The following is a 26949-nucleotide window of genomic DNA, read 5'->3' on the forward strand; positions in this document are numbered from 1 at the left end:
TGTATTATTAATTTGAGGATGAAGTGTAATTAGTTAAATGCGACTATCTGAACCCCATCGCTTTCGCTTCCTTTTCAGAAGGTAAATCGTCAAGAATTTCCTGCGTAGTCTTCGTTTCGCCTTCCGCTTTTGGAGTTTCATCCTGCGTTTTGCTCACTGTGGTGGGCGTTGCACCAGGTTGCGCACCATAAGTTGCCACCAAAACATTTGCTTCGTCGCGCTCCTTTGTCAGTGTGACTACGGATGCTTTTGCATCGTCGCGTTCTTTCGTTAGCGTTGAAACTGCTGCCGTCGCATCATCACGTTGTTTTGTGAGTGTTTGAACTTGCGCAGTTAATTGTTCAACAGATGCTGCCTCAGGCGCATCCGTGTTAGCATTCGGAGAATCATTGTCCTCGTGTTTGCTAATCAGTTGTTTTAGGTCTGAAAAAAAAGACATCTGTATAGTTGATTGTTTGTTTGTTGCTACCATATCAGCCAATAATCCGAGCGTTTCGATATTATTGACCTGATCATCGATTAACCCGTTTTCTATCGAATCAGCAGTGAAGAAAATCCGCCCCTTGAAAGGATCCTGCCCTTTACCCGTTAGCTTATCGCCACGGCCATTTTTTACATCAGCCAGAAAAAAGTTATTGTAAGACGTAATCTGCTTCTGAGCCAGTTCGGTGTTTTTGCCTTTTGATTCAAATACTTGGCGTGATTCTTCATTTTTCTGAGAAGAAGCGTCGGCGTAGATTTCATAAAGCGAAAGTCCGAAACTTTCAAAGTAGGTGTTCCAATCAGCCATGGTCTGATATGTCCCGATACTCCCAATTTGATCATTGGGTTGAACTGCTACAATTCGTTTACTACCTGCAATCTGATAATACCCAGCACTGGCTGCATATCCATCCACCACGCTTAAAACAGGTTTAGGATAATTCAAAATTGCCTGATATACTTCCCGAGTACCATGCACCATTCCACCAGGGGAATCCATGATGATTTTTACACCTCCTACCCGTTCATCAGATGCCATTACATTGAGGTATGCAATGAGATTCTTTGACGAATTGTAACCGTATTTGTAAATAGGACCTACAACATTGATAACGCCCAAAGCCTGACCTTTACCAATTGTTCCACCTTCACCAGCTGCGGAATATATTCCGGCGTCACTGATCATCATAGAACTTTGCATTTTAGGCCATACTGCGCTTTGTTCGCCTGCATTCTCATGGCGAAAAACCATATCGGCATGTTGTAATAACCAGGAAGGATCAATTGACCAGTGCCCGGAAAGGCACCGGCTAATCATTGTCAGTAACGCATGGGAAGAAGTGTTTACGTCCGGCATCTTTTATTGCTAATTGTCGAACACAAACTTATAAGTGAACCAAACTTTTCAATGGGACATAAAAAAGCGATGTTCACGACATTGGTGTCGTGAACATCGCTTCCAATACGAGACTGTAAATTAAACCAGCCCCAACCGTTCCATTTCTTTTATAGCTGCATAATGATTAAATGCTTTATTCTCTACTTGTATTTGTATGAACTGATGTTCACCAATAAATACAGCAAAATAACACTCTTTTGGGAGCATAAGAATAAATGGAGTGTCTTTATCATAAAGCCTGTGAACCCCGCTCGATGAATGTATTTCGGCATTTTCAAAGTTTATAAATTGCTTTACTCTTTCAGGAAATGCTACCTGTGCTATTTGTATTAATTGTTCTCTTTTCATGTTGCAAAATAAAATTTTTATTACATCGCAGTTTCAAACTTCACAAAATACCCAATCTCCAAAATTCTTTTCATTTTCAGTATTAGAAGTTCTATGTCAATTTGCTCCATTATTGCAAAAAGCTGTTCATCTGCATATTCTCGTTCTCCTTCCGGTAATTCTTTAAACTGATATTTTCCTGATTTTTCCCTTTCTACTTCCGCTTTCAGTCGTTCTACTTCACTTGAATCCAGTTCTTTATAATTACTTGTAAAAGGCATCAAACTCCAATCAGGTGGAAGCAACCCGCCATTTTTTAAAACCATTTCTTCCATTATACCCGTTTCAGCATCATACAAACTATAAAATGTATGGCCGGGTAATGTCAAAAATTCTTCTTTGTCGACTAATCTCATGAATTCTCTTTTGGTTTAGCATTTATAAATCTAACAATTTACCCAACAACCACCACAGGCCGCTTATCAAAAACACCCGTAAATGTCAGCCGATAGCCTTGCGCACCAATGATTTCCGGCGCTTCGTACTCGGTACTGGTCAATTCGCAAAATTGCTTTGATGTTCCGATGATCCTTTTTTTATCATCAAAATGCGTCAGGCGCAGAACAAAACGCATGCGCATCATTTCGTCAAGCTGCTGCGCGAGTTCCTGCGAATCACTTATAACAAGGCAACTCACAGTAACCCGGTTGCTCGCTCCTTGTTCATTTATCTCGGTGGGTTGTTTGTATATCAGTGAGTTTTTAAATGCACGGATCCCATACCAACGGAAACCAGGCTTTGCAAATGGCTGAACACCTTCCCAAATGTCAATCCCGTGCCTGGGCATGAATTCCAGCGTGTTGACGCCCGTAGGTAATTCACATAAATTTGATTCGATATCGTTCATAAGCCTTTCAGCAACATGCCAGGAGAAAAAGTTGAAAATTCAGAATTGATTGTGCCGGTTCCTTTTCTGAACCGGAAATACATTTTGCGTAAACCTTCGTCACTCAAGTCCTTATCGTAAAGTCCGTATTTTTCCCTGAATTCATTAATGGCCTGGTGAATGTTAAACACGTTTTTTTCCGTGCGCAGCTGCTCCATGTTTGTGATCAGCTCAATCTTCATAACTTTTTCGATAAAGTTATTGAATTCAATCACCCGACGCGCTGGTAAAACGACATTATCCTGATACCGGACAGGCACCGTAAACTTCCACGACTGGTCAAACTTTCTTTTTCCACAATCCATTCCCGTATACGCCTGAACCTGTTTTGTTTTTCTGGTCAGTGAATTTATCAGCATCATTCCAAGAAAGTCATCTTTCACGGCAAAGTATGGACCCGGTGCCCATTTTTCAATATACTTTTTTACAGGCAACGTGCACGGCATCGAATGTTCAATCCTACGGTTCGCTACTGCTTTTTCCGATATCATACGTCGAGAAGATTTAATCACTTCCAAATTTACGGGTTATTAACGAAATCCCGTAGGTTGAATGTATCATTTTGTTACATAAAGACACATTTTAATACATTTTACTTGAAAATTTTAGGAATCGAACCTTTCCAGACGTGTTCTGGTAATACCATTGTACTTTATTTAGCCCGCAGGTTATTATCCGTCACATTCGAGGAATATTTTAGCATTCAACACTTCACGGCAAATCTGTCAAAACTCTATTTTTTTTTGTAATTCTGTAACGGTTTGTAATTATCTTATTATCAACAAATTGCGAAGCAATTTCTATTTTTTCATTTTGTAATCAGCCAAAAAAAGTTTGTAATCCTGTAATTCTGTAACCGAAGCTGTTTTGAATAGATATAGTTATTACAAACTTTTTGTAATTCTATAATTTAAATTACAAAAGAATAAAATATTAGTAATTACTGATTTTCAGACTTTTAAGCATACTTATCAAGAAAGATTACAAAATTACAAAAATTACAAGCCTTTTTGATTTGGAGGGTTGTAGGGAACCGGGAATGGCACAAAAAAGCCCGGAAGTTCCGGGCAGTGATTTGCATTATTTCTTTAATTATAAGATCGTCGATACATTTTGGTATTTCAAGGTTCTTTTTTGAATACCGGCGTTTGCTATGACTGCTTTTTTGCTTTTAAGTACTTGAATTCTTCTGTGAAATTCCGGATCCATTTACCGGACTGGATAGCGTCGTAAATCTTTTCCCAGGGTAAAACCTGAAAATCAATTTGTTTCTCACCAAAGAGCACCAATAACTCAATAGTGTAGCCCTTTTGATTTTCCCATATATCCATGCAGATTATCGTGCGGCCTTTCTTGTCATTCCATACAGACTTTGGCTGAATGTGGTGGCGGGGGAGCGGCGGAAGTGCCATAGTGTTAGTCTTTATCTTTTCTAAACCCGCCACCAATCCCTTCTGCAATACCAACAAGCGTAGTTCCTATTACAACTAAACATGAAAATGTGAAAACCGGATTTGCATAGGCAATCTTAACTATTTCTATCATTGTGAATATTCCTTTTTTGTGATTAAATCCAGCGAATGGTCAAAATCATCATCCCAATACCTTCCGCTCATTGTCCAGCATAAATTTTCAGATTTTACCGGCATCGGATCGGTTTCAACGATGCTGGTAATTTCTATCTCCGTTTTATTTCGAGTAATCCAAGTATCTCCAATTTGAATTGGTAGTTTCATGGTGCATATGGGTCAGTGTCTGTTCCATCGCCGAAAATTGCATTCTGTTCAAAAAAAGACGGGATATATTCTTCTTTGGCGACCTTTTTTGAATCTTCTTTAATCATTTGACTTGGCGCCGCTGGCAAATCCATCCAGAATAAAGGATAGAGCAACGCCACTTCACATTCACCACCGTAACACGACTCATAACATCTTTGATCGTCATCCCGTGGAATAAACCATCCTTCACTTTCCCAGTGACAAGCCGCCGATATTTCGCCGGTTTCTTCGATAATCAAAATTCTTCGATCCTTTGGTGCAGTTTCAATAGGCTGCCATTCTGATTTACTTCCCATAATTAAGATTTGTCTAGGGTTCGAATCTGTTAAAGAGTTGTTACTAAATTCAGCGGCCGGCGTTCTCTGTTTCTTCAATAGCTTTAAAAATCTGAATAGCCACTTCGGGAACAATTGCATTGCCGGCCGCCATGATTGATTCTATTCGCCAGTTAGAAATGGTAATTCCGTCCAGTTTGGAGGGTAGCCCATCATTTCGAGAACAAACCGCGGGTTGAGTAGGGAACTGCTTCCAGGCTCTATTATCTCGCCATAAACCGGCCTCTTTGAACTGTGAAATTTTGCTTGTTCCAAGTCCTGAATTGTCACCATTGATGATGTCGGAGTGGGTAGCAATCTTTCCGGTTGTCTTACTACTACGTCCCTTAGATTTGAAAGTTGCGCGCGCCCTGGTCTCACTTCCGTCATTTCCCTGATTATCGCTTTGTCCGTTTTCGGATTCATGAAATCCATCGTTGTGTGAGTTGGTAGCAATGGGAGTAATTTTGCTACGTGCTGAATCTTGGGCCCGAAGGATCTCCCTGTTGTTTTGGATATGCGTCTGAATCTCCCGTTTTTCAATTCTACTGTGTTCGTGCTTCCTCCCTTTATGTCCCTTGCTAACGGCGTGGGCAATAAACCATATTCGCTCCCTCCGGTGGGGTGCGTCAACGCCACAAGCTGGAAGTAAGAACGGGATGACTTCGTACCCCGCAGATTCCAACTCAGCGCGCACCTGGTCGAATACCAACCCTCCATTCCAACCAATGAGGCCGCGAACGTTTTCACCCACAACGAAATCTGGCTGTATTTCCCGAATCGTTCTAAGCATCTCCGGCCAGAGGTGCCTAACGTCCTCCGTTCCAAGTTGCTTACCTGCTGTGCTATAAGGTTGGCACGGGAAACCTCCTGTGAGAATGATAGGTTCGCAGCGCCAGGATTCCCCAAATCTTTTTGAAAGCTCAGTGTTAATTGTTGCATAATTAAGCGTCTTGATATTATCATGATGATAAGCGGCCGGCCAATAATATTCCAGGATCCTTTTACCAAATGGATTTATTTCACAACTCAGATAATTTTTCCAGCCCATCATTTCCGCTGCAAAGTCAAAACCGCCCATACCGCTAAATAGACTGAAATGTATCATATAGGTTCGAATCTGTTAAGGTTTACACTACTGGATTAGGATTTTCAATTTGTTTGAATTCAATCACCCAAACCCACGGATTTTTCTGAACAGCTTCATCTGTGTAGATGCTATACCAAAGTGAAAGAAAAGAATAGATAGGGTCGAAAACCGCTAATTCTGCTGAAAGTCCAGAATCAATTTCATTGGAATAGTCGGGCCCGTACTGCTTATATCTTGGTTTGTCTGGCACTTCCGGCCATGGATCTAGTTGTGTAATGCCTTCCGATATAGCATCTTCGGATTTAATGTCGTGTAAGCGTTCTACGCGTATGTTGGTTATTTCAAGCCAAATACGAGCTATTTTTTTTGGCATGTGAAGCGAAGGTTTCCAGGGATCTTTATAAGTGACCCATAACTGTTCATCCAAGCTAGGCACCTGACCACAACTGTCTATCTGTGCTTTATATACTGGAAATTCAAAGCCTTCTTCACGAGATTTCATTACACCCCATGTTTCTCTCACATATAAAATATCTCCAATCTCCCCGAAAATACATTTTGCGGAGTAAACTGAGTCTTTCCCGTCAACGGCCGTAAAGAACGCATGTACTCCCTGATCTGGGTGATAAGCCACGGAATGAAACTTCCAGTCATTAGTATTCCAATCGTTGAATGTACCTAGTCCCGTAGTTCTTCGGGTTTGTTTTTTAGTGCCCGATTCAATAGCTCGGATCATTTCTTCATTAAATAAAATTGGTCGTTGTTTTGGCTGTTTCATTATAAATAATCGGTTAAGTAAATTCATATCTCATATTCTCCTTCACGATCGTCGTGGAGAACGGAAAATCTTCTTTTGGGATTTGTTTTAAAGCAGTTTGCAAGGCAACTCCGGTGCAGAATATCACGCGCTTTTGATTGTCTACAGATATTTGCAAGTGCAGACACTTTTCGTTTTTCTCAGGGAATTTTGAAGGTTCTATTTTAAAGTCGTGTATTACAACCTCCTTGTTTAATACGCGTTCGATCTTTATTTTTTCACCTTCAAATCCGTTGTTGATCTGCTGGATTCCCAGCTGTCTGAAACTTTTCATTTCTTTCATGGGATAATAGTTTTTGGTTTAGATTTAAGCAGTTTGCATGTTTTGCCCAGCCCATGTATGCGGCTATGGTAGCTTTGCTCTTTCTTCTGGCTACTGCCCTTGCAAAATTCTTTTTGATGGACTTACGCAATAGCGTATGCGAATGGAAGAACCGGTATCCTAAGAAGTCGACACCACGTGCAGCAACAGGGAATATCTGATAATTACTTTTAACGGTTAACTTCAAATCTATTTCAAGGTAAAGCCGGATATCAGATAACAGTTGATGCAGGTAAGGTTTTGAACTGGAAAATATGACGATATCATCACAGTAGCGGAAGTAGCGTTTTACCTTCATAATTTCCTTCAACCAATGGTCAAAATAGGTCAGATAAAGATTAGCCAGGTATTGGCTCAGGTAGTTGCCAATCGGCAAACCTTCTGCGCTGTTTATAATACCGTCGAGCAATTCCAACAGCTGCTGATCTTTAACTTTCTTCCGGATGATCTGCTTTAAAATATGATGATCAACACTTGGATAAAACTTTGTGATATCCAATTTCAGGCAGTACCTGGTATCAGGCTCATTTTTCAAAGCTTCCCGTATTTTCGCACCGGCTGAATGAACACCACGGCCTTTGATGCAGCTGTATGTGTCAGCCGTGAACATTGGCACCCAAATCGGTTCCATAACATTCATAATGGCATGATGCACGATTCTGTCCCGAAACGGCAACCGATATATTTCCCTGCGCTTAGGCTCAAAGATTACAAAGGTTTTATAGGCAGACGTTTGATAAGTTTTATTAAGAAGATCAGTATGAAGCATCAATAAATTAGCTTCCCTGTCTTTTAAGTGCTCCTTAACTCCATGTTGCCTGGATTTTCCTTTCATGGCTTTTTGCTCGGCCAAACTCAGATTATCCATATCAATAATCTGCGTATACAAATTCCCTTTCCTTCTCATGAGCCTATGTTTTACGGGTCATATTCGCTGTCGCTACCAAAGCCCCATTATTATAGAAGTCGTTTTTTGCCATGTGGGCAAGGTCTGCGCTGCCAAAAATCTTTAACATATGTGGGCACTGACGTTCGAGTTCGAGTTGTCGTAGTTGTAATCGTTGTACGAGAACCTGGGACCACCTGCGGTCAGCAGCGCACCACCTTTATTTCTTTATTCCGGGAATGTCATCCAAGTTTTATAGATTTCCACGAACTCAGGCTGACTTGTTGCCCATTTCATAGCATCAAAATCGAGGAAAACGAGGCGGGCACCGACGTACGAGGCCGAGTAGGCGTAGGCGTAATCGAGGCACGAGAACCCGGGACCACCCGCGGCAACAGAGCGCATATACCACCACGGATAATATTTTTCTTGATCCCTGTTGTCAAAATCTGGTTTTTGACCTTTATTAAAAACCCGGATAATTCGCCAGGTTTGCGCCATGCCATTCAATGCCTTCTCTTCATCACTTTCAGCATTTGGGAACGGAAGTGACAAAATCGGGTCAACTCCTTCTACTGAGCAAACTTGTGCATACGTGGTTAACTTCTCTGATTTTTTCATTTTTGGTTTGGTTTATGTATTTTATTATGAATTGAAATGAATTGTTTCCCTGCATAAATCGCCAATTCCTTAGTAGGATAGACGCGGCGGGCACCGACGGACGAGCTCGAGCGGCCGTAGCTGCAATCGTGGCACGAGAACCCGGGACCACCCGCGGTATTCTGATCCCAGTAGAAATACGGCCAATATTTTAATTGATTACTGTCTGAATAATCAGGCACCCAACCATTGCACAATACCCGATTGATCACATTCATTTGGTGCTCGTAAAACTGGCATTCCCTTTCCTGTTCTGGCAGGAATTCGAAATGGTCGATAGTAAGTGGCTTGATACCATCATATTCACAAGCATCTTCGTAGGATTTTACAGCGTCCATGATGTTTTCAACCAGTGCAGTTTTACCAAACATCCTTCGAAGTGCTTTTTTTACTTCTACATCCGTTGCTTCGTTGTATGCTGCACGGACATCTTCAAGGTTCAATTCGATCTTTTTCATTTTTGATTTAATAGTTATTGTTAAAAATTATTTGCTGTTCATCCAGTCATCATCATCCGCATCACTTTTGCTTGCTGCCACGTCCGGCTGCGTAATCGGATTGTAGCTTTGCGTATCGATCCAAAGCATTTCCTTTGTGCCGTCAGACGTGTTCCTAACAATACGTTTTCGGTCTTTCGTAGTGGTTTTGTCTGGTGGATTAAATGTGTATCCATTGAACTTACACCATGCTTTTAGCTTATTCAGGAAGGTTTGTGCCGACATTTTGGTGTTGTTCCGGAAGAAATGCTCCTGCGCTTCGTCACGGCTCGTTTCAGCATCCACATGGAATGATTCCAAACTGAAATACACATCTGCCCATGCTTTGAAATTATCGCCCATCTGAGCCAGCAAATTCCGTTTGTTGATGTTTTCACCTGGTGCGCGTACAACTCCGTCAACGGACAGATAAAAGGACAGACATTGCGCCATGATGTTGTAAAAATAGTTGTGCTGCTTTTCGTCAAAATCACGGAACAGGTTGATGCCAAAATCATCCTTCGGGCTGCGGCCTTCACGGTAATAGCCGTTTGCATTGTCGTGGTAATAGTCCGAGTACACCGTATGAAGCTTTCTTCTTTGCGTACTTGGATCGAGCTGCTTATCACCGTAGTTCGTATTGAACCAGAATTTGCCCGATTCAAAGAAGTCGATCTGGATAGACTTCATATTTTTCCTGTTGATGACAAACGTCGAGCTGATCGGCGCAAAGAATGGCCCGAAATCAATATGCTGGTGCGCATCATCGATCAGGATGATATCAGTTTCCCGCGTTACGTTTTCAAACAGGAACGAGTTTTCCGTCATCTTGTCTGCACGACTGGGAAGCGTCACCACACGCGTCATTTTTTCAATCGCTTTGGTCAGAATTGATTTTCCGGATCCACCGTGGCTTTCACCTTCTTCACTCAGTTTATTATCCATTGCCCACACGGCCCACTGCTGATTGTCAAACTTCCAGCGGTGCAAGGCATACCCGATCACGTACATCCGGTTTGCCAGATGTGTCATTTGTATCGTTTTTTCCTCCTTTGTCAATAATTCCCCGGCAATATGGACGTGGTGCTTTTTGCGATAGTCAGTCCTGCCAGCTTCATCTTTCGCATATTTTTTAATCGCATCAATCTGCTCCTGTTCCAGACCATGATTGCTGACATAATCATTCTGTTTTGCCTTGGTATCGAATATTTCAAAGAAATCCAGCCTTTCTTCCAGTTCTTCCCGCCAGCTGGTGCGGCATGTCTGGATGATGTAATTAAAGAACAGACAATCATTCCGCAGCACGTCCACATTCCATTCTCCGCTGGGTAACTGGGTAGCTTTAAAAAACGGCTCTTCTCTTTTGGCCTTGTACGATTTAACTTTCCCATGCACCAGGCTTTCCAGCTTCAAAACCTTATCATCCCATACGTGCATGCCGGTGGATCCGGCCGGCAATTCTTCCACGCCTTTTGGTGTCACCTTCCAGGTCACATTGTCAAAAAACAGATATTGGAAATCGGGACCGTATGCCTTGAAGTCCATCGAACGAAAACGGATTTTTGACAGCGATTGCACGTTCATGTTTGGCGACCGGTAAAAGGCGTTCATTAAATCTTCCGGTGAATTCCGCTTTTCAAGAAATTCGTAGATGAAATTTTCCATTTCGGACGGTTCCACTTCCCGTACGATGTTATTATGCACATGCACGAAAACAAATCCCTCTTTCGCCTTATCTGTTTTAAGCCTGCAATAGCCCATCCGGTAAAGGAAATTGTAAATACGAAGGTTGTTTGCCTTGTATTCCAAAAGCTCCCTTTTAAACTTGACAATCGGCTTTCCGTTTTTATCCAGCTTCTTTTCAACGTCCCAGAACTGGTATGGCAAAGCAGTACTTACCAGCTCGTCAAAGTCTTTTTTCTTGTATGTACCTGGTTTGCTTTCGTGTGGGAAACGTAGAAAATCGCGTAAATCTTTATTGATCGCTTTACCTTGAATATCACGCACTTCCAGCATACGTTCCGGAAGCCAGATGGTTTTCATATCAATAAATTGAAGCGCCATTTTATGGCCAATCTTAATCCCGGTCAGGTCGATATCGGGAAGATTGTAAAAGAATTCACAGATTTTGCGCAGACCGTAATACTGCACTTCCGTCCATTCTTCACTTTCAGAGTTGCGCCAAACAACCTGGTAACCCATCGCGGCCGTATTCAAAGCATCCGATCCACCGGAGCAATTAATAATCGCTGGTAATCTAACTTCTTCCTTTCTGGCTTTGGCCTGTTCTTCTTCGGTCAGCTTATCGTAATCAGCGTCTGCTTTGGCCTTCATGTCGTCGTGCTTCTTGTAAGCCTGAGACAATCCATGGATGAAAACACGTGGCTTTTCACCGAAATAGGAAAACCGGTACTGCTTCTCGGCTTTGGGTTGATAAAAACGCCCCCACTTGTTTTCGCCTTCACCTTCTTCATAAATGAAAATTGGAAAGCGGTCATTACTCTTGAATTCATGGGTGACACCTTTTGAAGTATGTCTTCTCCATGCCACACTTTTAAGGTGATAAAGCGCAAAAAGAGCCTTCGCATTAGCCAGACGTAAAGTTTCAGTCTTTTCCGGATCGTTGCTTTTATCCTTTCCAAGTGCCTGCCATGCCGCTTCGGTCAGGATGGTTTTTATCTCACTGCCCGTAAGTTCTTTTGTTTCATATACGGTTTTTCCTTCCTGCTCGTCTGCTTTGGCTGCCCAGCTGTTGTAATCGGGCTTTGCTGCTTCTGCCTTATTACCACCGATTTCATAAAATGCGGCAACATCCTTTAATGCAGTTAAAAAATCGACATTGTCTTCAAACATGGCAATCGCAATGGCATCCATCATTTTCCCTTCACCGCCGAAATCAGTAACACCCCATTTACCTTCAATGCTTTTCAAGCTGGCAGATGCTGTTTTTTCACTGTCGCGCAACTTGAATCGCTTGTTTCTCTGGTTTTCACATCCTGCCGCCTGTGGGTAGCGGCTCAGGATATAAGCTAATCCGCCGTCAACTGCCAGCACTTCATTACGGTCAATATTATTAATACTCATCCTTCTAAGACGTTACGTAGGGTTTCCATTGTGTTGAGTTGGGCGGCTGTCAGCGTTTTGGCATCCAGTTCCTGAATGACCAGTGCTTTCGCTTTTTCCTTCTCGTGGGCAGGTAACATGTAAAGCCTGCCCTGTTTCCAGATTTTAAATATGTCAGCGATCGAATTGATCACTGTTAATTTGGGTCGCGGTCTGGATAGCGCGGCGGATTTCGGTAAGTTTCTCATATCGGGCGATCAGTGCTGATTCTCCAAATTGTTTTTCAACTTCATCTTGCCATTGCAGTAGATTGTCTTCATACCATGCAATAACTTTCAATAATACCGCCCGTTCAGGTTCTTCTAACGGGACAGAAAGCAGGCAACAGTCGGGTGCCGTAGTCATGTTTGGCCTGTGGATTTTACCGCCAATCTGGTACAATAAAAGCACCTCTGATATGTGTAAAATCCTTAATCCTTGATTCATTTGGAAGTCAAATATTCCCAGGGACATCATGCACACCTTAAACCAATCTTTGGCACTCAGGCGGATATCGTATTCTTTATTTTTGTCTATCATAAGGAACACTTTCTGACAGTCCACTTTATAGGCTCTTCCAATTCTTCCTGCTTGGGAAACATGGATTCCGCTGCTATCATGACCGTGTAAATGAAGCCGAAAACCAGGGCTAAAAATCCGATGACTAACAGTATTTTATTGATCATTTCGGTTCACCTCCTTTCTGTTCAGCATCTTCAATAATGATCATATCTTCCGACGCTTTCACCGCTGCCGATAACTTTATCAGATCATTTCTCAAATGCGCACAAATCCCGAGTGGGAAATTATAAAGCCCTTTTACCGGCATACCAAGTGCCTCCTTTTCCCATTTTGACATCTCAGCTTCGTGTTCTTCAACTGTTTTGATCGCGTCCTGTAAAGCCTCGGAATCTTCTGGAAGGGCATTTCTTTCCCAGGCATGAATTAGCTCATGAATGTTCATTGTCTTTAAATTTTGATGGTGATTAATCCTGCACTGAATCCCAATCCTGCTCCATGTTCACATGGCCACAGCTGATACATTTGTGCATCTTTTTATTCTTTTTGCGGTCCGGATAAATTTTTGCGGCCTGCAACTTCCGGCATAAGGCGCAACGGATCTGATCCAATTCCGCATATTCTCCCTCCTGTGCAGCAGGAACGGTTCTAAGCCTCGGTGTTAATACTTTCCTCGATTGGGTTGTCATAATCATCTACCAGTACGGCGTTTTTGAATGAATAAAGTGTAAATGCAATTCCTGCTATCAAAGCGGCCGAACATACTGTTAACGCCACCAAACCGAAAGATCCCAGATAAATCATGCTGCCAGTTGTTTCTTGCTTTGAACGAAGAATCTTTTATAGTGCTCGTGTTTTTCAAGTGTGCTAATATGGCGCTCCAAATCGGTCATTTTTCTTGAACGGTCAGCGTAATACGTCATGTTCGTTTCATCCTTCTGCTCTGCCTCCATGATGATGAATTGGCGATAGGAATCATTCAGCAGCTTAAAATAAGCCTCGTAAGTCAAACCGCTCATAGCGGAGCAAGGCGTCGAAATAATCTGTTGGTAAGTCATTGTTTTACGTTTGGTTTAGCTTGGGGAATTATTAGTCTTTCTCTTTTCTTTCCTTACGGATACTGTTCAATACAGATCCGCCAATGTAGGCCACCAAAAAAAATGCGGCTACTATTAAACAATTAGCTCCGACGATGATCCATTTAGGGTCTGATGCGATTTCTTCCATGATTATTTTGGGGTTTTATAGTTGACTTATTGAATGATCATCCATCCTGCTGCCATATCCGCGAACGTGTCGGCAAAATAACGCCCTCTTGCTCTGCTGCGAAAAACCAGGCGGGCACCGACGTTCGAGTACGAGGCGTCGAAGCGGTAATCGTTGCACGAGACCCCGGGACCACCCGCGGCTTTGGACCGCATATTCCACCAGATTTCATACTTCTCTTCATACGTATCAAAGTCAGGAACCCATAAAGTGCCGTCTTCATTGGCATTAATAGCCGCTATAACGACCACAGTCTTAGCAAATGCATTTACTGCCAGTTGGCGGTCATTCTTTGGCTCTGCATAAGGAACTTCATCCTGTGCGACGTAACCAAGAAATTCACAAGCTTTTTCGAAAGAATTAATATTGTTCACGATGTATGATTGGTTTAGTTGATTTTTCAATTAGCAAACGGGGGCACTTTCAATACCGGCAAGTTTTTCAAGGGCAATGGTCACTCTTTCAATCCGGTCAACATCGCTTCTTGCTTTGTCAGTCACAGCCTGCCCAACTGATCTCATATAATTAACCCCTTCCATAGTATTAAAAAAAGGATCCGATTTTGCTAGTTTCTCCCGCCAATTCTGACCAACAATTACCCTAGCCCGCTTGAACCTGATAAGTAACCGTTCCTTTATCGGGAGAACCGCTGGGGCATACACTCTTGCTTCCTTATTCATATTTTTGTAGTTTGCGCTCTGTTATAATTGCTAAGCAAATATAGATTAAATAATCTAATGATAAAAGGTTATTTAATCTTTTATTTTAAAAAAAATGTTAGACAATACGCAAATTCCTGAAAATGAGAGCGATACAACCGAAAAGGCGAATAGAATTTCTCTACTAAGGAAAAGTTTAGGATTGAACCAAGTAATTTTTGGACAAAAAATTGGGGTAGAGCAGACTAATGTTTCAAAATATGAGAAGGGTAAGCAACCAATAGGCAAGAACATTGAATATAAACTCCTTAAAGAATTTAACGTCAATACAGATTGGTGGCGAACGGGGGAAGGGGAAATGTTTAATTCAGGTAATGCTACAATTTCCACAGACACAACCTATGTTGAATTAACCTATATCCCACAAAAAGCAAGAGCAAGTTTTACCGAACTTCAACATACACTTAACGAACCATTTGAAAAGTACCGCGTATTGAGAAATGACCTGGAAGGCACTATATCGGATCAAATTGTAATAGACATAGATGGTGACAGCATGGAGCCGAATTATTGGACCGGTTCCAAAGTGAGATGCAAAGAAGTACCGCAAGGTGATTGGATTTATTTGAACAGTGGCGTGTATGCTGTGGTCTATTCAAATTTCTTCGTAGTAAAACGCGTAAAAAACAGTCCGAACAATGGCGTATTAATGCTCCACTCTGATAATACTGAAACAGGTGGAAACATTGAAGTACCACTGAGTGAAGTCCGGAAGATCTGGAAGGTTCTCAGGATTGTGGATGCACCGGCTAGGTAATATCAACACATTTTTAACATAACTCAACGATGAAGAGAATTTTTACTGTTTTGTTATTTCTGGTTTTTTATGTGCCGGGGTTTGCGCAACTGCAATATCATACAGAAATAGAAAGCGGCGGACTAAGTACATCACAGGTAATTTCCAAAATTAACCGATGGGCCGTTAACAATCCAAAACACTATTCATCGATATCACAAAATCCAGATTCGTCCGGAATTGTCATCAACGGAGTTGTAAGCGTATTTCTTGATTACTGGGGACGATACAACCGATCAGTAGAACAGGAAAGTTACAATTACCAGTTATTAATCAGAGTGATTGAAAACAAGTATTATGTGACCCTGCGAAATTATGTCAGCACAAAGCCCAACTCTCAAATGATTACAACATTTCCTGAACGGATGGACTACATAGAGCACAATAAAAATATTGGCAGGAAGCAAAAGAAAATCTTAACCAAATACGCACAAGACGAATACACACAACTTGATAAACACGCAGATCTTGTTTTTGCCCAGGTAAGAAAAATTATTCAATCACAAACGTAAAGCTAAAAACTACCCATTTTCTTCCAATTAACTTTTTAATTTTCAGGCAAAATGTTGACTACCACGTATAATAGGCTTACTTGTCGGCCAACAATACTTAGTACAAACCGCTGCTTCTGAATACGTTGCAGCGGTTTTTCTTTTTCAGGGGTCGATATAGGGGACTCTTTCCTGCCAAAATCAATCATTTATTTCAAATTCTAGCGCCTACTTTCTCTTAAAGCGTACCGAAAGTATCAAACCAAAGATGTTTACAGACACACAAATATTCGAAGGGAGACCAATGTTGTTTCAGAGAAACGACTAGTTTGGCTAGTCCTTATTTAGTAACCTAGATGAAAAATTACTCGTTCGTAATAGAAATTTGTCGAATTAGTTATTTAACGGTTCGTTCTGAATTATTTAAAAAGATAGCTTGCAAAAAAACCTTCAATAAATGGAAAATATTATTTCTATTATCTCAGATATTTGCGGCATCCTAGCCTTTTTAATTAGCTTGTACGTTGCTAACAGTGTAAGAAATATAAGAAACACAATTACTTCAGCTGACAAATCCATCGATCAAAATTCTTTTGGATGGAGAAATAAACAAAAAGCTTCTAATAAATAATATGAAGTCTATATCGCAATGGGTATTCGGCTTCATGAATTCGCAAAAAATTGTCAATAACCGAATCGTGGTTGATGATAAATACTTAAATTCATTATTGACACTACCCAACAATCCATCTGATACGAATGCTGTTGTATTAGCGTTATATGAGGCAATGGCTCAAAACGACGAATTTTTCGATTTGAGATCTTTACCTCCGGAGGTAACATCGAAACTGGAATTCAACAAGGTAGTTCAATACCAAGAACTTATAGAATCGAATTACTGTGAGAGTGGTTTCTATATTGATTCAGCGTATGACGCACTGGATACCGATACACCAGGAAGACGAAAAGTATTTTTAAAATACATTAACAGTATTTACAAAACAGTAGTAGGAGAATTAATCGCATCTGAAATAAAGGTGGCTGATTCCAGGATCGACGGTAGACCAAGAATAGAAATTATACAAGATAATTCTGATAGCATAATTTCAATCGTTATCAATCGGTTACTTTTGAAGATAGCAAACAACAATGAATCTATTTCACACTTGTCACAGGAAAATGTGGAACTTAACATTATCGCTATTGTATGCCATGCTTTTGTAGACTGTAAGGTTTTAGAAAATCCGAACTCAAAAATGCCATGATATTACCTCAGGATACGGATCCAGAAAAAAGTATGTATGTAATGGGGGGTAGGATACTGGATATTCTCCGCAACGAACCTTTTGAAATCGTCGACCCTAAATATGTTTTTGATAAGTATATTGCCAGAAATAAGGGGCTTGATATCTCTTACAATTACTTTTTATATGCTTTGGATTGGTTATTTATACTTAATGCAATCGAACTAACCGACAATACTAAAATAAAGAAATGCTTTTAGAAAAACTTACTATATCCTCTTCAAAAGGCATTATAAGGGATATTCCCTTTAATTTAAATGGACTTAATTTAATAATTGATACAACACCAGCAAGCGATGACATCACAGTGTCGGGAAACAATGTTGGAAAAACTACTTTTATAAGATCAATAGACTACTGTTTCGGCTCATCGGGCAGAGATCTTTATATCGACAGTGAGACTAAGCTCGATAACGATGAAGTTAAAGCTTTCCTTATCGAGAATGAAGTAGTTTTTACCTTAGATCTCTTAAAGAAAGATTTTAATAAGATCAGCGTTCAAAGATCATTTATACCAGCGCAAGACTTATACATTAATGGAATCAAAAAAAAGAATCTTACCCAATATACGACCGAATTAAACCAATTGATATTTCATATAGATCCATCGGAAACTAAGATTTCATTTAGAAATTTAATTAAAAAATTTGTGCGAACAGACTCCTATTCAGAAGGAAATTTGTACAAGATTTTACACCATTTTGCTAATGATTCGATCTATGAGGCCATGTTTTTATACCTCTTTGGATTTCCGGATCAAGAAGTTATATCTCTGCGCTTGGGCCTCTCAGATACACTCGATAAAAAAAGAAAGGAGTTAAAAAAAATTAGCGGCGCCTCTTCATATCCTAAAATTCAGAATAGGCTGATGAATTTGCAAAAATTCATAGAAGAGAAAGAGACCGGATTAAAAAACTTCGATCTTCCAGCAACATATGACCATCTTATCACTAAGCTGAAGAATTTAAAAAGTTCAACATCAGAATTATCATCTAATATTGGTAATCTCAATTCTCGTATATCATTGAGTCAAAAAACAAAAAACGAACTTATTGAGAGCGAATCACGGATTGATCCTCAGGCGATTAAGCAGTTATATGACGAGGCGAACTTAGTTTTACCCGAAATACAAAAGCCATTTGAGCAAGTACTGGAATTTCATAATCGAATGGTTCATAATAAGATAGCATTTGTCGAACAATACATTAAGAAATTGCAAAGTGAGCGAGATGGTAAAAAACGAGAGTTGGACAGATTACTTGTTGAACAGTCGCAGGTTCTATCAATCCTTGATAATACTGGCACTTTTGACGATCTGATTAAGATCCGGGAAGAGATCAATGTACTCTATATGGAAAAAGGTAAATTATCTTCTCAGATTGAAACAATCGAAAATCTGCAAAATAAAATATCAGAACTTGAGCTCAGCTTAACCGAAGTTAATCTAACTTTTTCTTCATATCTAACTGAGTTAACTTCAAATATTCAAAACGTATTCAATAAATTTCTTACTCAGTACACCAGCGAGACACACAACGAAAAACTTTACATTTTTTACGACCCCGATAATAGAAAATTTGAGTTTGATAATCTTGGTGGAAATGTTGGTGACGGATACAAGAAAACTGATATAATTGCCTTTGACTTCGCTTTTATAAGTTATTTTAATGCGTTAAAAATTGATTTCCCGTTGTTCGCTGTCCATGATAAATTGGAGATTGTTCATAGAAATCAAATTCAAACTATCTTTAATATCGCTGATCAGCTAAATGGTCAATTCATTGTTTCTGTGTTAAAAGAGCGTATTGCCTTTCTAGGTGAAGAATATATAAATTCAAAAAAAATCTTAGAACTTTCGCAAGGAGACAAACTTTTCAGGTTTTGATTTACTGTGACTCTCAAATCCGAAACCTAGGAAAATAAAGCTCATCCTTGGCGTCAGTCTCTAGCTGCAGGCTATTCACCTGAGCATATGTGCGTTGAGGTTCTCCAACTTTTATTAAAATTTTTGCTGAGCATAATTCATAAAGACCGCAGGTCACTTAGTTACTTGAAGACACACAGATGAATGCAGGAGCGCATGAGAAACGTCTACTAATTAAAACTCGTTTCTGAAGTTTAATCTGCACTCTAAACTTAATGTCCCTATGACGTACGAAAAATGCCCAAATTGTGGAAAGTCATTAAAAGGCCTGTTTAGCTCTGAATTAATTCCACTTCGGGATTTCGCAATTTATCTATGTAAAACCTCAAATATATTTTAGCCTTTGAGCTCATAGGATCGGATCTTAACTATCCTACGTTTTCGGCTGGACCTTTTAAAATAATGTACTTTTTAACTCCGCGTCAACTTCTGTTAAACTGCGCCCCACGATCAAACATCTTTTTTGTATCGGTATCTACTAATCTACTTTTAAGAATTCCTTGAACAATAAGATCGTAATATTCATCTGAGAGCGTGCCTACGTATTTTACTGCCTGTTTAATGTAAATCGTCTCAAAATCAAGATAGCTTAACAATTCAGGACTATTGCAATTTACATATGTATCCTTTTTAAATGGATTTTCAGTAACATCATCTTTTATGTAAACAAGGGTTTCATACGGCAATTTTCTCTTTTCAATAAACTTACGAATAGTATCAAATTGAGACGTACAACAACTAAAGAGCAATAAGCTATGCTCCTTTTTCATTAAAATGTAATAGTGAGGTGCGGGATTGTCTTTATAACCCAAAGAAAAATGTAATATTGATTTTTCTTTCAATACCTGCATAAATAATTGGAAAGGAATATCCATTAAAAAAAAATTAAGCTGAATATTCCTTAAAAATGTCTTTTGACTCTTTTAAATACTCCTCATCATCTTGAAATAGTCCGAGCTTATCATCGACATTAATGAAAAAATCGTCAATCTGCACATCGTATCTACCTTGATCAGACCTTTTAAAATTTTCCTCATATCTTGCCCATTCAGGAAATAAGTGTGACAACTTAGAAAGTCCGAACTCATCATAATGCTTGTACTTATCAATAATCAAGTCGAGAACTTCTATATCTGTTTCTGAAAAAACATCCATATTGGGTTCCACAACCGATGCATATTCATAGCCTCGCCTTGAAATGTCAGTATTGATAAATTTGGATAAGTGTATCAAATTCCCATCACTCCCAACGAAAACCGTGTTTTGAAGTAAGTCCCTGGTGCAAGAGGCCACTGGCCCGTTTTTCATTGCAAAGTACTGATCTCCTGTTATTGATCTACCGTAATGTCGCAAATGATAGCGATCTGAAAGCCAAATAAGCTTTAAGGCCTTCATTTTGTTCAACTTGCCTCCAAATTTGGTAGCCAAATAAACCAATGCTTGAAGGGATTTTTTTTCTTTAAATCTTTCCATAAAATTGTTAAGTAAGACTATTACCTAATACTTAACTGCTATTGGAGGGTTAATAAGTGAATTCACAAAAGTATGAATTTAAATAGTCTGTTGGTCAGTATACGCACAAATAAATAATGTAAGGATCTAATATTCTGGGCAATACCTTAAAAAGCATAGTTCATTTCCATCCAGTATCGCAATTATCAGTTAAACTGATCAACTCACACGAAGTATTTAAGTTCATAATCAATTTGATTTATTGATCAGAAAATGCTTAACGAACTTACCTAAAAATTGAAGGTTGAAGAAACCATTAAATCAATTTTGTTGGAGTGATATCAGAAGTTTTTCTAAAACGGTATAACAGATACTTGCTTAACTTTAAAAATCGTTACTCGTTAATTGCGCCTTCTGAATTGATGATTGGAATAACGCTATGGTACCGATCAGATCCAAGTGAGCCACATTCTTTATTTTCCCCACAGATCGAAAGACTGTTTTATTATTGCTCTTCCTCAGATCCATTTTCAATGAGCTCTTTTTTCTTCCCCCCCCCCGCTCTTTTTGCTGGTTTATAAATAACTTCTACAAATCCAAGTCTGAGCAAAATTTGAATCTGCGGCATTTATTTTCCGGTGAATAATTATTAGGCAACCAAAGGAGAAAAAAGGTTACATATCTTCTTGAAATATGATAAATATTTTCGGATGAAATGTTACATTTACCATGTATAACCTAAATGCCCCGTAAATGAAAATCGACACAAAAGTTAAAAAAAGAGACCGAGAACGAACTAAAGGGAAAATTCTGAAGGCCGTAGGCGAGGTCATTGAACAACATGGTACCGAAAAAGTCGGTGTAAATTTAATTGCACGTACCGCTGGCGTCAACAAAGTATTGATTTACAGATACTTTGAAAGCGTTGATGGATTGATGGAGCAATATGTCAAATCAGGAGAATATACATCAACAATGGGAGATGAATATATCGACAATTTGAATAATGTTGCAGCTGATGAACGTGCTAAGGTGCTTACAGACCTCATGCATACCTTTCTGGCCGACTTACGGGAGCGTAAGGCGACCAGAGATTTGTTGCGCTGGGAAATTGGCACCGGCAAATCAATGCTCTCAGACGCAAGAAATCAGATCGCTACACGGATTGTAGAAAAAGTTGGGGATCTACCCAATTTTAAAGATACAAGCGCCTTGTTAGCCTTTCTTTCGGCCGGAATTTATTACATGACCATATCAACGGATTATCGTGAAAAAATGATCGACGTGGATTTGCACTCTGATGAAGGCTGGAAGCGAATTGAACATGTTATTGCCAGGATCATCGCAACAATCTCATAAAAATACATTGCCTGTTCCAGAGTCCTTCCCAAAATCGGGAGGGACTCTTTTTTATGATGCATACCGATAAAACGCGGTCACTTCGCGTATATTTGCAAAACGAAGATATCATCCACAAGCTTAATTTTAGATCTTCGGTGACAAGTCAGTAAACTATGAGCAGCTTAAAGAAACTTGCCAGTGATACGGTATTGTACGGTGTGAGTACCATGTTGGGAAGAATGCTCAATTATCTGCTTGTCATTTTACACACAAAATTATTTTTACCAGAGCAGCTGGCTTCTCAGGTTCAGCTATATAGTTATGCTGGTCTTTCCCTTGTTATTTATACTTTCGGAATGGAAAGTGCTTATTTTTGGTTCGCCAGAAAAGAAGGCGACCGCCAGCAATATTATAATCTTGTCCTGAGTGCCGTTATAGTCGTCAGTATTTTCTTTTCAGGGAGTATTTTCCTTTTTGCAGAACAGGTTGCAAGTATTATCCATTATCCGGAGGAAGTCACACTGGTTCGCTGGATGGCAGTTATTATGGCCATTGACGGCATAGTTTCAATCCCTTTTGCCAGATTGCGGTTAGAAAAGAAAGCTAAGAAGTTCGTCTCTGCGCGCGTTTTTAATATTCTGATGAACATTGCTCTGAACTTTTTCTTTCTGGTCGTTTGCAGGGATATTTACAATGAAAAATATCTGAGCATATTAAAACCCGCCATTGATCTTTTTTACGATCCAGATGTCGCCGCAGGTTATATCGTTCTGGCAAACCTTGTCGCCAACCTTACATTTTTTGCTTTTCTATACCGCGAGTTTGCCGATTTCAAATTCGTTTTTAACCTGACGTTATTTAAACCAATGTGGGTATATGCATTTCCATTGTTTATCATGAACCTGGCAGGCGTGACCAATTTACTTTTTGACAGGACATTTTTACAATATCTTCTTCAGCCAAACTTTTATCCGAACCGAACGACGAAAGACGCTATCGGGATTTATGGACAATGTTTTAAGTTATCCATTTTCATGAATTTGGCCATTCAGGCATTTAAATATGCTGCTGAACCATTTTTCTATTCAAAAGCGGAAGATAAAAATGCGCCGGCATTATTCGCAGATGTGATGAAATGGTTCATCGTAATCTGCGCAACCATGTGGGTTGGGATTTGCCTGAACCTGCACTTACTTGCTGAATTATTTTTGAGAAAGAAAATATACCACGAAGGATTGTCCGTGGTTCCGTGGCTTTTGCTTGGCTTTCTTTTTTTAGGTATCTATTATAACCTGGCAACCTGGTTCAAACTTTCCAATAAAACCCAGTATGGCACCTACATTACTTTGACGGGTACAGCCATAACGGTCATATTGAACCTAATACTGGTGCCAAAAATCGGTTATCTGGGGTGCGGGTTTGCATTTGCAACATCCGGGCTGGTGATGATGGTACTTTGTTATTATTATGGCCAGAAATATTATCCCGTACCGTATCAGATTAATTCTGCACTTGCCTATATTCTCGGCGGCGGCGTATTTATTCTCATCGATTCGTATCTGATTCCTTCCGGTTCCACGGCAAGTTTTGCATATCACATGTTGTTGTTCCTTGCGTTTTGTGTAATCGTATTTTTTTCAGAACGGAAAGCATTACCGTTACGCTTTCAGCGAAAACTTGGTTTTAAATAATTATTTGTTTTCGTTTTCCTTGGCTGCGTCTCTTAAAAGCTTGTTTGCAAAAATAAACTCATTCAATTCCGGTACCGTGGTTTTGGTGATATCACTACTGATACCTTCCCAAAGCTTATCTCCCTGATACAAAAACATCACATTTTGTCCGATTTCCATGACAGAATTCATATCGTGCGTGATGATAATCGTTGTAATCTTATATTCTTCTGTTATCTCCTTAATCAGTTCATCAATTTTCACTGAGGTAAGCGGATCAAGACCCGAATTGGGTTCATCACAAAAAAGATATTTAGGATTCATCACAATCGCCCTGGCGATACCAACACGTTTTTTCATCCCGCCACTAATTTCAGAAGGCATTCTTTTTCCGGCAGCTTCAAGTCCGACCCGCTGAAGGCAAAAATCGACGCGTTCCTTCTTTTCAGTTGCTGAAAAATCAGTCAGCATATCCAATGGAAACCGAACGTTCTCTTCTACCGTCTGGGAATCGAATAATGCCCCTCCCTGAAATAAAACGCCCATTTCCCGTCTGATGGCCTGTCGCGTTTCTTTATCAGAATTATAAAAATCGCGGTTATTATAAAGAACACTCCCCTGGTCAGGTTTGATCAAACCGATCATGCATTTTAACAATACGCTTTTTCCGGTTCCGCTTCCGCCAATAATCAGATTTATCTCACCTTCCTTAAATGAGCTTGATATACCTTTCAGTACCGCTTTCCCATTAAAAGCCTTGTTGATATCTTTTACTTCAATCATTTCAGGTTTGTAATTTATCTGAGATCAAAACAATCATTGAGACAGGATGATCCAAAATCCTTAATTATAATAATAGCTGCGCAAGTAAATAATCAGCTACCAGAATAGAAATACAACTGTTTGTAACTGCCTGAGTACTCGATTTACCAACTTCCAAAGCGCCGCCTTGCGTAAAAAAGCCCTGGTACGACGAGATGGTGGCAATCAAAAAACCAAATACAAATGGCTTTATGCACATAAAAAATAGATTGTAGGGTACGAATGAATCGCGGATTCCGTACAAATAATCTCTTTCGGTAATAACGCCCGTTAATGTTCCGGCGAGATATCCGCCAAAAATTCCGAGAAAAGCAGCCATAACGACGAGCATTGGAAACGTAAACATTGCAGCCAAAACTTTTGGAAGAACCAGATAAGAGGAAGAATTAATCCCCATCACTTCCAGCGCATCGATCTGTTCCGTAATCCGCATTGTACCAAGCTCACTCGCGATATTTGACCCAACTTTTCCTGCTAACACAATACAGGTAATTGTAGGAGCAAGTTCCAGAATCTGCATATCACGCACGATAAGTGCAACCGTGGATACCGGTATGATGGGGCTCACCAAATTATAAGCCGTTTGGATACAGGAAACTGCTCCAATAAAAGTGGAAACAATGGCTACGATGAAGACAGAACTAACCCCGATCCCCACACATTCTTCCATAAAACGCCGCCAATAAACCGACAATTTCTCGCCTTTGCCAAAGAGCGATCCTAAAAAAATGAAGTATTTTCCGATTACCGACATCATATCTTAATAGTATTCAATATTTTCGGGAAAATTAGACAAAAAAAGAGCCAAATAGAAAAATGAATCCATTAGTAGTAATAACCGGCGGCACAAAAGGGATTGGAAAAGCTTTGATTGAACGGTTTTTGGCCGGAAGTTTCGATGTTATCACCTGCGCACGAAACGAAAATGATCTTTTTGAACTGAAAAACGAAATGAAAGAGAAGTTTTCGGATGCTGAAGTTTATTTTCAAAAATCGGATCTTTCTCTCAGAGCCGAATTAAATTCATTTATCGCTTTCATCAAATCACATGAGCGCCCGGTTGATGTGCTGATCAATAACACCGGTGTGTTTATTCCCGGACAAGTCCATAATGAGGAAGAGGGAACTTTGGAGAAGACGATTGAGACAAATCTTTACAGCGCCTACCACCTGACAAGAGGTGTTGTCGAAAAAATGATGACTGAAAAAAAAGGGCATATTTTTACGATTTGTTCGACGGCCAGCATTACGGCTTATCCAAACGGCGGATCGTACTGCATTTCAAAATTTGCGTTGTATGGTATGACCAAAGTTTTACGTGAGGAAATGAAACCACATGGAATAAAGGTCACGGCGATACTTCCTGGTGCTACCCTGACTGACAGCTGGCAGGGAACGGATCTGCCGGCCGAAAGATTTATCGACCCGAAAGATGTAGCCGAATCAATCTGGTCGGCCTACTCGCTCTCTTCCAGAGCAGTAATTGAGGAAATTTTAATCCGACCTCAGCTTGGAGATCTGGATTGATTAGTGAAGAATAAAGCATTTTTGCTAAATTGCCGCATTTTTAAAATTATTTATAAAACCCTTATTTCATTTCATGGAACAATACCTTGGTATAGACGTGGGTGGTACTAACGTAAAAATGGGGATCGTTGATGCTACAGACGGGCGAATTTCTAATTTTTATAGCCACGATACCGCTAGCTGGCGCAATTCAGGTCATTTTATCGAAAGACTTGGAGATGCCATTGCTTTGCAGTTAGTTGAACATACAGAAGTTAAAAGAGTTGGAATAGGTGTTCCCGGCCTGATCTCGCGCGATCGTACCACGTTACTGGAAATCACTGCGATTCCTGAAATTGATGGAATTGCGATTGTTCCTGATTTAAAAGCTCGTTTTCCTCAACATGATTTTTTCCTCGAAAATGATGCAAATGCAGCCGCTCTTGGGGAATATTATTTTGGAGAAGATAAACTTCCTGAGGACTATATTTTCGTGACACTTGGAACTGGTATCGGCGGCGCTGCGATTATTGATAAAAAAGTTTTCAAAGGTGGTGGTGGAAATGCCATGGAGCCAGGACACGTTCCATCAAAAGGCGGAAAAGTGCTTGAACGCAATATTGGAAAGAAAGAACTTTTGGATCTTGCGCACACAATGCGGGCGACCTATACAGGAAAAACGCAATTGCCGGATAATGGAACGATCTCAACAACAGGACTGGTTGCGGCGGCAGGAGCTGGTGACGAGCTTGCCAAGCAGATTTTCCAGGAAATGGGTTATTTGTTAGGTGAGGGATTGGTTTCGATGATCAGAATTCTGGATATCACAACAATTTTGATCGGTGGAGGTATTTCGGCATCTTTTGAATATATTTTGCCTGCAATCAATGAGCGGTTCAACTACTGGCTCACTCCTTATTACATGAAGACAATCAGTATCAAAAGAGCCACACTTGCGAATGACGCTGGTTTATTGGGTGCTGCATCTTTGTGTTTTGAATAAATAAATCAGATCTGGTTCATCGTAGGTCTTCTGACCT

Annotated in this window: 39 protein-coding genes; 10 read left to right on the plus strand and 29 right to left on the minus strand. The window is 40.0% G+C overall.

Going from position 1 to position 26949, the window contains the following annotated elements; all coding sequences use genetic code 11:
• Positions 1 to 43: 43 nt before the first annotated feature.
• The 24 genes from AC1XUO_RS18800 to AC1XUO_RS18915 form a co-directional block, all read right to left on the minus strand.
• Positions 44 to 1339 (minus strand): S49 family peptidase, encoded by a 1296-nt coding sequence (locus AC1XUO_RS18800; RefSeq protein WP_483331314.1) that lies wholly within the window; start codon positions 1337 to 1339, stop codon positions 44 to 46.
• A gap of 120 nt (positions 1340 to 1459) precedes the next feature.
• Positions 1460 to 1729, minus strand: a complete 270-nt coding sequence (locus AC1XUO_RS18805; protein ID WP_483331315.1) for a hypothetical protein — start codon at positions 1727 to 1729, stop codon at positions 1460 to 1462.
• Positions 1730 to 1749: 20 nt separating this feature from the next.
• Complete coding sequence (locus AC1XUO_RS18810) at positions 1750 to 2124, minus strand: hypothetical protein (protein WP_483331316.1); 375 nt, start codon at positions 2122 to 2124, stop codon at positions 1750 to 1752.
• A 38-nt stretch (positions 2125 to 2162) separates the two neighbouring features.
• Positions 2163 to 2615, minus strand: a complete 453-nt coding sequence (locus tag AC1XUO_RS18815) for a hypothetical protein (protein ID WP_483331317.1) — start codon at positions 2613 to 2615, stop codon at positions 2163 to 2165.
• On the minus strand, positions 2612 to 3145 hold the full coding sequence (locus AC1XUO_RS18820; protein ID WP_483331318.1) for a hypothetical protein: 534 nt from the start codon (positions 3143 to 3145) through the stop codon (positions 2612 to 2614). Before AC1XUO_RS18820 ends, AC1XUO_RS18815 begins: the two co-directional genes overlap by 4 nt.
• A gap of 660 nt (positions 3146 to 3805) precedes the next feature.
• Positions 3806 to 4066, minus strand: a complete 261-nt coding sequence (locus AC1XUO_RS18825; RefSeq protein WP_483331319.1) for a hypothetical protein — start codon at positions 4064 to 4066, stop codon at positions 3806 to 3808.
• A gap of 4 nt (positions 4067 to 4070) precedes the next feature.
• Positions 4071 to 4199 (minus strand): hypothetical protein, encoded by a 129-nt coding sequence (locus AC1XUO_RS18830; protein ID WP_483331320.1) that lies wholly within the window; start codon positions 4197 to 4199, stop codon positions 4071 to 4073.
• On the minus strand, positions 4196 to 4390 hold the full coding sequence (locus AC1XUO_RS18835; RefSeq protein WP_483331321.1) for a hypothetical protein: 195 nt from the start codon (positions 4388 to 4390) through the stop codon (positions 4196 to 4198). Before AC1XUO_RS18835 ends, AC1XUO_RS18830 begins: the two co-directional genes overlap by 4 nt.
• On the minus strand, positions 4387 to 4728 hold the full coding sequence (locus tag AC1XUO_RS18840; protein WP_483331322.1) for a hypothetical protein: 342 nt from the start codon (positions 4726 to 4728) through the stop codon (positions 4387 to 4389). The genes AC1XUO_RS18835 and AC1XUO_RS18840 overlap by 4 nt, the downstream gene beginning before the upstream one ends.
• A 49-nt stretch (positions 4729 to 4777) precedes the next feature.
• Complete coding sequence (locus AC1XUO_RS18845; RefSeq protein ID WP_483331323.1) at positions 4778 to 5854, minus strand: DNA cytosine methyltransferase; 1077 nt, start codon at positions 5852 to 5854, stop codon at positions 4778 to 4780.
• Between the two features lie 22 nt (positions 5855 to 5876).
• Positions 5877 to 6614, minus strand: coding sequence for a hypothetical protein (locus AC1XUO_RS18850; RefSeq protein WP_483331324.1), 738 nt, complete (start codon positions 6612 to 6614; stop codon positions 5877 to 5879).
• 13 nt (positions 6615 to 6627) lie between these two features.
• Entirely contained in the window at positions 6628 to 6927 is a 300-nt protein-coding gene (locus tag AC1XUO_RS18855; RefSeq protein WP_483331325.1) for a hypothetical protein, read from the minus strand.
• Entirely contained in the window at positions 6878 to 7882 is a 1005-nt protein-coding gene (locus AC1XUO_RS18860; RefSeq protein WP_483331326.1) for a reverse transcriptase domain-containing protein, read from the minus strand. Before AC1XUO_RS18860 ends, AC1XUO_RS18855 begins: the two co-directional genes overlap by 50 nt.
• 207 nt (positions 7883 to 8089) lie before the next feature.
• Entirely contained in the window at positions 8090 to 8482 is a 393-nt protein-coding gene (locus AC1XUO_RS18865) for a hypothetical protein (RefSeq protein ID WP_483331327.1), read from the minus strand.
• Positions 8479 to 8979, minus strand: a complete 501-nt coding sequence (locus tag AC1XUO_RS18870; protein WP_483331328.1) for a hypothetical protein — start codon at positions 8977 to 8979, stop codon at positions 8479 to 8481. Before AC1XUO_RS18870 ends, AC1XUO_RS18865 begins: the two co-directional genes overlap by 4 nt.
• Positions 8980 to 9006: 27 nt before the next feature.
• Complete coding sequence (locus AC1XUO_RS18875) at positions 9007 to 12081, minus strand: primase-helicase family protein (RefSeq protein ID WP_483331329.1); 3075 nt, start codon at positions 12079 to 12081, stop codon at positions 9007 to 9009.
• Positions 12078 to 12254 (minus strand): hypothetical protein, encoded by a 177-nt coding sequence (locus AC1XUO_RS18880; RefSeq protein ID WP_483331330.1) that lies wholly within the window; start codon positions 12252 to 12254, stop codon positions 12078 to 12080. The genes AC1XUO_RS18875 and AC1XUO_RS18880 overlap by 4 nt, the downstream gene beginning before the upstream one ends.
• Entirely contained in the window at positions 12235 to 12639 is a 405-nt protein-coding gene (locus AC1XUO_RS18885) for a hypothetical protein (protein ID WP_483331331.1), read from the minus strand. Before AC1XUO_RS18885 ends, AC1XUO_RS18880 begins: the two co-directional genes overlap by 20 nt.
• Positions 12640 to 12781: 142 nt before the next feature.
• Positions 12782 to 13063, minus strand: coding sequence for a hypothetical protein (locus AC1XUO_RS18890; protein WP_483331332.1), 282 nt, complete (start codon positions 13061 to 13063; stop codon positions 12782 to 12784).
• A gap of 22 nt (positions 13064 to 13085) precedes the next feature.
• A complete protein-coding gene (locus AC1XUO_RS18895) occupies positions 13086 to 13307 on the minus strand; it encodes a hypothetical protein (RefSeq protein WP_483331333.1) in 222 nt (73 codons plus the stop codon).
• 111 nt (positions 13308 to 13418) lie between these two features.
• Positions 13419 to 13676 (minus strand): hypothetical protein, encoded by a 258-nt coding sequence (locus AC1XUO_RS18900; protein ID WP_483331334.1) that lies wholly within the window; start codon positions 13674 to 13676, stop codon positions 13419 to 13421.
• A 31-nt stretch (positions 13677 to 13707) separates the two neighbouring features.
• Positions 13708 to 13845, minus strand: coding sequence for a hypothetical protein (locus tag AC1XUO_RS18905; RefSeq protein ID WP_483331335.1), 138 nt, complete (start codon positions 13843 to 13845; stop codon positions 13708 to 13710).
• A gap of 26 nt (positions 13846 to 13871) precedes the next feature.
• A complete protein-coding gene (locus AC1XUO_RS18910; RefSeq protein ID WP_483331336.1) occupies positions 13872 to 14258 on the minus strand; it encodes a hypothetical protein in 387 nt (128 codons plus the stop codon).
• Positions 14259 to 14288: 30 nt separating this feature from the next.
• Complete coding sequence (locus tag AC1XUO_RS18915) at positions 14289 to 14564, minus strand: hypothetical protein (protein WP_483331337.1); 276 nt, start codon at positions 14562 to 14564, stop codon at positions 14289 to 14291.
• Between the two features lie 94 nt (positions 14565 to 14658).
• On the opposite strand from AC1XUO_RS18915, the gene AC1XUO_RS18920 reads away from it, so the two are divergent.
• The 6 genes from AC1XUO_RS18920 (at position 14659) to AC1XUO_RS18945 (ending at position 19079) form a co-directional block, all read left to right on the plus strand.
• On the plus strand, positions 14659 to 15360 hold the full coding sequence (locus tag AC1XUO_RS18920) for an XRE family transcriptional regulator (RefSeq protein ID WP_483331338.1): 702 nt from the start codon (positions 14659 to 14661) through the stop codon (positions 15358 to 15360).
• Between the two features lie 29 nt (positions 15361 to 15389).
• Positions 15390 to 15911 carry a hypothetical protein gene (locus tag AC1XUO_RS18925; RefSeq protein WP_483331339.1) on the plus strand — a complete coding sequence of 174 codons (522 nt, stop codon included), beginning with the start codon at positions 15390 to 15392 and terminating at the stop codon, positions 15909 to 15911.
• Positions 15912 to 16347: 436 nt separating this feature from the next.
• Positions 16348 to 16521 carry a hypothetical protein gene (locus AC1XUO_RS18930; protein WP_483331340.1) on the plus strand — a complete coding sequence of 58 codons (174 nt, stop codon included), beginning with the start codon at positions 16348 to 16350 and terminating at the stop codon, positions 16519 to 16521.
• A 1-nt stretch (position 16522) separates the two neighbouring features.
• Positions 16523 to 17155 carry a hypothetical protein gene (locus AC1XUO_RS18935; protein WP_483331341.1) on the plus strand — a complete coding sequence of 211 codons (633 nt, stop codon included), beginning with the start codon at positions 16523 to 16525 and terminating at the stop codon, positions 17153 to 17155.
• Complete coding sequence (locus tag AC1XUO_RS18940; protein WP_483331342.1) at positions 17152 to 17394, plus strand: ABC-three component system middle component 6; 243 nt, start codon at positions 17152 to 17154, stop codon at positions 17392 to 17394. Before AC1XUO_RS18935 ends, AC1XUO_RS18940 begins: the two co-directional genes overlap by 4 nt.
• Entirely contained in the window at positions 17385 to 19079 is a 1695-nt protein-coding gene (locus AC1XUO_RS18945) for a hypothetical protein (protein ID WP_483331343.1), read from the plus strand. The genes AC1XUO_RS18940 and AC1XUO_RS18945 overlap by 10 nt, the downstream gene beginning before the upstream one ends.
• Positions 19080 to 19540: 461 nt before the next feature.
• On the opposite strand, the gene AC1XUO_RS18950 is transcribed toward AC1XUO_RS18945, so the two are convergent.
• From AC1XUO_RS18950 to AC1XUO_RS18960, 3 genes are all read right to left on the minus strand, one after another.
• Positions 19541 to 19993 (minus strand): hypothetical protein, encoded by a 453-nt coding sequence (locus tag AC1XUO_RS18950; RefSeq protein ID WP_483331344.1) that lies wholly within the window; start codon positions 19991 to 19993, stop codon positions 19541 to 19543.
• Between the two features lie 10 nt (positions 19994 to 20003).
• Positions 20004 to 20591, minus strand: a complete 588-nt coding sequence (locus tag AC1XUO_RS18955; RefSeq protein WP_483331346.1) for a Panacea domain-containing protein — start codon at positions 20589 to 20591, stop codon at positions 20004 to 20006.
• Positions 20592 to 21075: 484 nt separating this feature from the next.
• The gene (locus AC1XUO_RS18960) at positions 21076 to 21198 is read right to left on the minus strand and encodes a hypothetical protein (protein WP_483331347.1); all 123 of its coding nucleotides are present in this window, start codon (positions 21196 to 21198) and stop codon (positions 21076 to 21078) included.
• Positions 21199 to 21323: 125 nt separating this feature from the next.
• On the opposite strand from AC1XUO_RS18960, the gene AC1XUO_RS18965 reads away from it, so the two are divergent.
• Together AC1XUO_RS18965 and AC1XUO_RS18970 are read left to right on the plus strand one after the other, a co-directional pair.
• Complete coding sequence (locus AC1XUO_RS18965) at positions 21324 to 21929, plus strand: TetR/AcrR family transcriptional regulator (RefSeq protein ID WP_483331348.1); 606 nt, start codon at positions 21324 to 21326, stop codon at positions 21927 to 21929.
• A gap of 155 nt (positions 21930 to 22084) precedes the next feature.
• A complete protein-coding gene (locus AC1XUO_RS18970) occupies positions 22085 to 23602 on the plus strand; it encodes an oligosaccharide flippase family protein (protein ID WP_483331349.1) in 1518 nt (505 codons plus the stop codon).
• Here the strand turns inward: AC1XUO_RS18970 and AC1XUO_RS18975 are convergent, their stop codons facing one another.
• Complete coding sequence (locus AC1XUO_RS18975) at positions 23603 to 24364, minus strand: ABC transporter ATP-binding protein (protein ID WP_483331350.1); 762 nt, start codon at positions 24362 to 24364, stop codon at positions 23603 to 23605.
• Between the two features lie 64 nt (positions 24365 to 24428).
• Positions 24429 to 25157: an MlaE family ABC transporter permease gene (locus AC1XUO_RS18980; protein ID WP_483331520.1), complete on the minus strand. Its 729-nt coding sequence runs from the start codon at positions 25155 to 25157 to the stop codon at positions 24429 to 24431.
• A gap of 62 nt (positions 25158 to 25219) precedes the next feature.
• On the opposite strand from AC1XUO_RS18980, the gene AC1XUO_RS18985 reads away from it, so the two are divergent.
• Both AC1XUO_RS18985 and AC1XUO_RS18990 read left to right on the plus strand, forming a co-directional pair.
• Positions 25220 to 25930 (plus strand): SDR family oxidoreductase, encoded by a 711-nt coding sequence (locus AC1XUO_RS18985; protein WP_483331351.1) that lies wholly within the window; start codon positions 25220 to 25222, stop codon positions 25928 to 25930.
• Positions 25931 to 26003: 73 nt separating this feature from the next.
• Positions 26004 to 26912, plus strand: a complete 909-nt coding sequence (locus AC1XUO_RS18990) for an ROK family protein (RefSeq protein ID WP_483331352.1) — start codon at positions 26004 to 26006, stop codon at positions 26910 to 26912.
• Positions 26913 to 26949 lie beyond the last annotated feature (37 nt).

Source organism: Dyadobacter sp. HNCC25DJ186, from assembly GCF_056895235.1.

Coding starts and splice junctions, on each gene's coding strand:
- AC1XUO_RS18800 (WP_483331314.1), bottom strand. CDS start 1,339: ATGCCGGACGTAAACACTTCTTCCCATGCGTTACTGACAATGATTAGC.
- AC1XUO_RS18805 (WP_483331315.1), bottom strand. CDS start 1,729: ATGAAAAGAGAACAATTAATACAAATAGCACAGGTAGCATTTCCTGAA.
- AC1XUO_RS18810 (WP_483331316.1), bottom strand. CDS start 2,124: ATGAGATTAGTCGACAAAGAAGAATTTTTGACATTACCCGGCCATACA.
- AC1XUO_RS18815 (WP_483331317.1), bottom strand. CDS start 2,615: ATGAACGATATCGAATCAAATTTATGTGAATTACCTACGGGCGTCAAC.
- AC1XUO_RS18820 (WP_483331318.1), bottom strand. CDS start 3,145: ATGATATCGGAAAAAGCAGTAGCGAACCGTAGGATTGAACATTCGATG.
- AC1XUO_RS18825 (WP_483331319.1), bottom strand. CDS start 4,066: ATGGCACTTCCGCCGCTCCCCCGCCACCACATTCAGCCAAAGTCTGTA.
- AC1XUO_RS18830 (WP_483331320.1), bottom strand. CDS start 4,199: ATGATAGAAATAGTTAAGATTGCCTATGCAAATCCGGTTTTCACATTT.
- AC1XUO_RS18835 (WP_483331321.1), bottom strand. CDS start 4,390: ATGAAACTACCAATTCAAATTGGAGATACTTGGATTACTCGAAATAAA.
- AC1XUO_RS18840 (WP_483331322.1), bottom strand. CDS start 4,728: ATGGGAAGTAAATCAGAATGGCAGCCTATTGAAACTGCACCAAAGGAT.
- AC1XUO_RS18845 (WP_483331323.1), bottom strand. CDS start 5,854: ATGATACATTTCAGTCTATTTAGCGGTATGGGCGGTTTTGACTTTGCA.
- AC1XUO_RS18850 (WP_483331324.1), bottom strand. CDS start 6,614: ATGAAACAGCCAAAACAACGACCAATTTTATTTAATGAAGAAATGATC.
- AC1XUO_RS18855 (WP_483331325.1), bottom strand. CDS start 6,927: ATGAAAAGTTTCAGACAGCTGGGAATCCAGCAGATCAACAACGGATTT.
- AC1XUO_RS18860 (WP_483331326.1), bottom strand. CDS start 7,882: ATGAGAAGGAAAGGGAATTTGTATACGCAGATTATTGATATGGATAAT.
- AC1XUO_RS18865 (WP_483331327.1), bottom strand. CDS start 8,482: ATGAAAAAATCAGAGAAGTTAACCACGTATGCACAAGTTTGCTCAGTA.
- AC1XUO_RS18870 (WP_483331328.1), bottom strand. CDS start 8,979: ATGAAAAAGATCGAATTGAACCTTGAAGATGTCCGTGCAGCATACAAC.
- AC1XUO_RS18875 (WP_483331329.1), bottom strand. CDS start 12,081: ATGAGTATTAATAATATTGACCGTAATGAAGTGCTGGCAGTTGACGGC.
- AC1XUO_RS18885 (WP_483331331.1), bottom strand. CDS start 12,639: ATGATAGACAAAAATAAAGAATACGATATCCGCCTGAGTGCCAAAGAT.
- AC1XUO_RS18890 (WP_483331332.1), bottom strand. CDS start 13,063: ATGAACATTCATGAGCTAATTCATGCCTGGGAAAGAAATGCCCTTCCA.
- AC1XUO_RS18895 (WP_483331333.1), bottom strand. CDS start 13,307: ATGACAACCCAATCGAGGAAAGTATTAACACCGAGGCTTAGAACCGTT.
- AC1XUO_RS18900 (WP_483331334.1), bottom strand. CDS start 13,676: ATGACTTACCAACAGATTATTTCGACGCCTTGCTCCGCTATGAGCGGT.
- AC1XUO_RS18905 (WP_483331335.1), bottom strand. CDS start 13,845: ATGGAAGAAATCGCATCAGACCCTAAATGGATCATCGTCGGAGCTAAT.
- AC1XUO_RS18915 (WP_483331337.1), bottom strand. CDS start 14,564: ATGAATAAGGAAGCAAGAGTGTATGCCCCAGCGGTTCTCCCGATAAAG.
- AC1XUO_RS18920 (WP_483331338.1), top strand. CDS start 14,659: ATGTTAGACAATACGCAAATTCCTGAAAATGAGAGCGATACAACCGAA.
- AC1XUO_RS18925 (WP_483331339.1), top strand. CDS start 15,390: ATGAAGAGAATTTTTACTGTTTTGTTATTTCTGGTTTTTTATGTGCCG.
- AC1XUO_RS18930 (WP_483331340.1), top strand. CDS start 16,348: ATGGAAAATATTATTTCTATTATCTCAGATATTTGCGGCATCCTAGCC.
- AC1XUO_RS18935 (WP_483331341.1), top strand. CDS start 16,523: ATGAAGTCTATATCGCAATGGGTATTCGGCTTCATGAATTCGCAAAAA.
- AC1XUO_RS18940 (WP_483331342.1), top strand. CDS start 17,152: ATGATATTACCTCAGGATACGGATCCAGAAAAAAGTATGTATGTAATG.
- AC1XUO_RS18945 (WP_483331343.1), top strand. CDS start 17,385: ATGCTTTTAGAAAAACTTACTATATCCTCTTCAAAAGGCATTATAAGG.
- AC1XUO_RS18950 (WP_483331344.1), bottom strand. CDS start 19,993: ATGGATATTCCTTTCCAATTATTTATGCAGGTATTGAAAGAAAAATCA.
- AC1XUO_RS18955 (WP_483331346.1), bottom strand. CDS start 20,591: ATGGAAAGATTTAAAGAAAAAAAATCCCTTCAAGCATTGGTTTATTTG.
- AC1XUO_RS18960 (WP_483331347.1), bottom strand. CDS start 21,198: ATGCCGCAGATTCAAATTTTGCTCAGACTTGGATTTGTAGAAGTTATT.
- AC1XUO_RS18965 (WP_483331348.1), top strand. CDS start 21,324: ATGAAAATCGACACAAAAGTTAAAAAAAGAGACCGAGAACGAACTAAA.
- AC1XUO_RS18970 (WP_483331349.1), top strand. CDS start 22,085: ATGAGCAGCTTAAAGAAACTTGCCAGTGATACGGTATTGTACGGTGTG.
- AC1XUO_RS18975 (WP_483331350.1), bottom strand. CDS start 24,364: ATGATTGAAGTAAAAGATATCAACAAGGCTTTTAATGGGAAAGCGGTA.
- AC1XUO_RS18980 (WP_483331520.1), bottom strand. CDS start 25,157: ATGTCGGTAATCGGAAAATACTTCATTTTTTTAGGATCGCTCTTTGGC.
- AC1XUO_RS18985 (WP_483331351.1), top strand. CDS start 25,220: ATGAATCCATTAGTAGTAATAACCGGCGGCACAAAAGGGATTGGAAAA.
- AC1XUO_RS18990 (WP_483331352.1), top strand. CDS start 26,004: ATGGAACAATACCTTGGTATAGACGTGGGTGGTACTAACGTAAAAATG.